The sequence below is a fragment of the Mesorhizobium sp. M7A.F.Ca.CA.002.15.2.1 genome, from assembly GCF_003998715.1.
Classification (GTDB): Bacteria; Pseudomonadota; Alphaproteobacteria; order Rhizobiales; family Rhizobiaceae; genus Mesorhizobium; species Mesorhizobium ciceri.
Map to the genome: position 1 here is coordinate 1 of NZ_RZPI01000598.1, position 3558 is coordinate 3558.

Annotated in this window: 6 protein-coding genes and 1 pseudogene; 5 read left to right on the forward strand and 2 right to left on the reverse strand. The window is 59.2% G+C overall.

The window, feature by feature from the left end:
• Positions 1 to 180, reverse strand: a pseudogene (locus tag ENZ74_RS25835) (2,4-dihydroxyhept-2-ene-1,7-dioic acid aldolase); the annotation flags it as partial.
• A 128-nt stretch (positions 181 to 308) separates the two neighbouring features.
• Positions 309 to 629: a DUF1476 domain-containing protein gene (locus ENZ74_RS25840; RefSeq protein ID WP_013532126.1), complete on the reverse strand. Its 321-nt coding sequence runs from the start codon at positions 627 to 629 to the stop codon at positions 309 to 311.
• 274 nt (positions 630 to 903) lie between these two features.
• On the opposite strand from ENZ74_RS25840, the gene purC reads away from it, so the two are divergent.
• The 5 genes from purC to ENZ74_RS25865 all read left to right on the forward strand — a co-directional run.
• Complete coding sequence (gene purC / locus ENZ74_RS25845) at positions 904 to 1698, forward strand: phosphoribosylaminoimidazolesuccinocarboxamide synthase (protein WP_013532127.1); 795 nt, start codon at positions 904 to 906, stop codon at positions 1696 to 1698.
• Positions 1699 to 1741: 43 nt separating this feature from the next.
• Positions 1742 to 1984, forward strand: coding sequence for a phosphoribosylformylglycinamidine synthase subunit PurS (gene purS, locus ENZ74_RS25850; protein ID WP_063170213.1), 243 nt, complete (start codon positions 1742 to 1744; stop codon positions 1982 to 1984).
• Positions 1985 to 2437 carry a hypothetical protein gene (locus ENZ74_RS25855; protein WP_063167821.1) on the forward strand — a complete coding sequence of 151 codons (453 nt, stop codon included), beginning with the start codon at positions 1985 to 1987 and terminating at the stop codon, positions 2435 to 2437.
• 4 nt (positions 2438 to 2441) lie between these two features.
• On the forward strand, positions 2442 to 3110 hold the full coding sequence (purQ, locus tag ENZ74_RS25860) for a phosphoribosylformylglycinamidine synthase subunit PurQ (protein ID WP_024504558.1): 669 nt from the start codon (positions 2442 to 2444) through the stop codon (positions 3108 to 3110).
• An 84-nt stretch (positions 3111 to 3194) separates the two neighbouring features.
• The coding region (locus ENZ74_RS25865) for a glutathione S-transferase family protein (protein ID WP_164761209.1) at positions 3195 to 3558 on the forward strand (364 nt) is incomplete at its 3' end.

The window sequence follows — 3558 nt, forward strand, 5'->3', positions numbered from 1 at the left end:
AGCGAGCACCGGCACCAGGCCACGCAGCACGCTGTCTTCGTGATGGCCGCCATGCTGCATGTCGAGCGTGACGGCATCGAAACCCTGCTTGGCGACGATCTCGACCGTCAAGGCATCCGGCACACCGGACCATGCGGTGAACAACGTTTCATCGGCCGCGAGGCGGGACTTCAGGGACATGAACTCTTTCCTTGTTAGCGACCGCAGTTTCAGCCGGAAACGGCGGCAAAGGCAAAGAAAAACCGCCCGGATAGGCCGGGCGGTCGATTGGTCCAGCGTATGGCCGCGGGATCAGCGCATGGCCCGGATCAGGTGTTCTTGATCTGCTCGATCGCCTGCGCCATCAGTTCGTCCATGGTGCGGCGGATCTGGTGGTCCGACTGCTCGACGCCGGCCGCGTCGAAATCCCCGCGGATCTTGCGGAACACGTCGTGGTCGCCGGCCTCCTCGATGTCGGAGATAACCACTTCCTTGGCATAGGCGTCGGCATCGGCGCCGGACTTTCCGAGCTTTTCGGCGGCCCACAGGCCGAGCGCCTTGTTGCGGCGCGCCGAGGCCTTGAACCGAAGCTCCTCGTCGAATGCGAATTTACGCTCAAAGCCCTCTTCACGGTCTTTCATGCTGCTCATGGCGTCCCTCCGGGTCAAATTCGATTCGTTGGCGGTGAATATGTGCGTTGTCAAAGCACAAACCAAAAGGTCGCGGGCCGGTCAATATGCTTCATCGCATGCTGCGCTGCGGCATTTCAGTCCCGAAAGCGGTTGATTGGAAGGATTTGCCGATTGAGCAAACGATGTGATTGGGATAGACCCGGCATTGAACCCTACCGTAGCCGCACTATTTCAGGCAGACGGACAGGAAATGGTCTGATACCGCCTGTCCGGAACCCCAGAGAAAAATCAGATGAAAAATCGCCGCCGCATTTATGAAGGCAAGGCCAAGATACTCTATGAGGGACCCGAACCGGGCACGCTTATCCAGTTCTTCAAGGATGATGCAACCGCGTTCAACAAGAAGAAGCACGAGGTCATCGACGGCAAGGGCGTCCTCAACAACCGCATTTCCGAGTATATTTTCAACCATTTGAACCGCATGGGCATTCCGACCCATTTCATCCGCCGTCTGAACATGCGCGAGCAGCTGATCAAGGAAGTCGAGATCATTCCGCTCGAAGTGGTGGTGCGCAATGTCGCCGCCGGTTCGCTGTCCAAGCGGCTCGGCATCGAGGAAGGCACCGTTCTGCCGCGCTCGATCATCGAATTCTATTACAAGGCCGACGCGCTCGACGACCCGATGGTGTCGGAAGAGCACATCACCGCGTTCGGCTGGGCGAGCCCGCAGGAGATCGACGACGTCATGGCGCTGGCGATCCGCGTCAACGACTTCCTCTCCGGCCTGTTCATGGGCGTCGGCATCCAGCTCGTCGACTTCAAGATCGAATGCGGCCGCCTGTTCGAAGGCGACATGATGCGCATCGTCGTCGCCGACGAGATCTCGCCGGACTCCTGCCGCCTGTGGGACGTGGCGACGCAGGACAAGCTCGACAAGGACCGTTTCCGCCGCGACATGGGCGGCCTCGTCGAGGCCTACCAGGAAGTTGCCCGCCGCCTCGGCATCATGAACGAGAACGAGCCGCCGCGCCCGACCGGCCCGGTGCTCGTCGCCTCGACCGACGGCCTCAAAGGCAAGCCGCACTGATCGCGGTTTGCGACCCGATAATCAGAACAGGAGCATGTCCAGCGTGATCAAGGCCCGCATTACCGTCACCCTCAAGAACGGCGTGCTCGACCCGCAGGGCAAGGCGATCGAACACGCATTGTCCGGCCTGGGCTTCGGCGGCGTCGGCACGGTGCGGCAGGGCAAGGTGTTCGACGTCGAGCTGGCGGAAAGCGACAAGGCCAAGGCCGAAGCCGACCTCAAGGCCATGTGCGACAAGCTGCTGGCGAATACGGTGATTGAGAATTACGCGGTGGAGATAGGCTGATTGAACTCAGTCTTTGCAAAACATGCAAGCAACGTTGTGGAGCTATTCCACCGACTCGACGATGCAATAGCCCGTGGCTTTCTGGATAAATTTCCACCAGAGCCGGGTGTGTATTTATTCTTGGAGGATGGCACTCCCGAAAGAATCGGGCGTACGAACAATCTCTCACAGCGATTAAAGAACCATCTCCGGCAAGATCATGGTTCTGCTGCGTATGCCTTCAAACGCGCTCGTCAAAAGCTAGGGCTAAAGCCCACATATCGCAAAGGTTCCGGCAGGAAAGACCTTCAAAAAGACCCGGCTTTCGTTGAAGTTTTTCGGGCAGAGATCGAGCGATTGAAGACACTCAGCGTGAAATATGTGGTTGTTGAAGACATTGCAGAGCAGTACCTGCTCGAAATTTACTCAGCAATCGAATATGGGTTCGCCCTAGACGAGTTTGGGAATCACTAAGAAAATGAAATCCGCCGTCGTCCTCCTGCCTGGCCTCAATCGCGACCGCGACATGATCGCGGCGCTGACCAAGATTTCGGGAACACCGCCGGTCACCGTCTGGCAAACCGACACCGAAATCCCCGATGTCGATCTGATCGCCATTCCGGGCGGTTTTTCCTTCGGCGACTATCTGCGCTGTGGCGCGATCGCCGCGCGCATGCCGGTCATGCGGGCAGTGGCCGAAAAAGCGGCCGCGGGCGTGACGGTCATCGGCGTCTGCAACGGTTTCCAGATCCTGGTCGAGGCCGGCTTGTTGCCGGGCGCCTTGATGCGCAACACCTCGCTGAAATTCGTCTGCCGGCAGGTGAAGCTCGAGATCACCAATGCCAACACCATGTTCACCCGCCGCTATCAGCCGGGCCAGATCATCCGCTCGCCGGTCGCGCATCATGACGGCAATTATTTCGCCGACGCCGACACGCTTGCCCGTCTCGAAGGCGAAGGCCAGGTGGTGTTCCGCTATGCCGAGGGCACCAACCCCAACGGCTCGATCAACGACATTGCCGGCATCGTCAACAGCCAAGGCAATGTGCTCGGGCTGATGCCGCATCCGGAAAACCTGATCGAAGCAGCTCATGGCGGTACCGACGGCCGCGGACTGTTCGAGAGCGCCCTCGGCATCGCTGCCTGACGATATCGAAGCGAACAGCTTGAAAACAGCCGGACATTCCTGTCTCTTTGGAGCAAGTCTGGTTCATTGGGGAGAGAGACGGTCATGAAACTCTATTCGCGGCCGTTGTCGCCCTACTCGTCGATCGTGCGGGCATTGGCCTACATCAAGGACGTGCCACTCAAGATCATCGCGCCGCCGCCCGGTTTTCCCATCCCGGAAGAGTTTCGCGCCATCTCGCCGATGAACCGGATTCCGGTGCTGATCACCGGCTCGGGCGAGACGATCGTCGAATCGGTGGTCATCGCCGAATATCTCGAGGAACGGTTTCCAGAACCGGCGCTGCTGCCCCCCGATTCCAAGGACCGTGCGCTGGTGCGCATGTTCGCCCGCATCACCGATCTCGATGTGCTGACCCCGTTGATGAAGCTTTTCGAGCTTCATTCCGTGCCGAAGCGCAACAATGCCG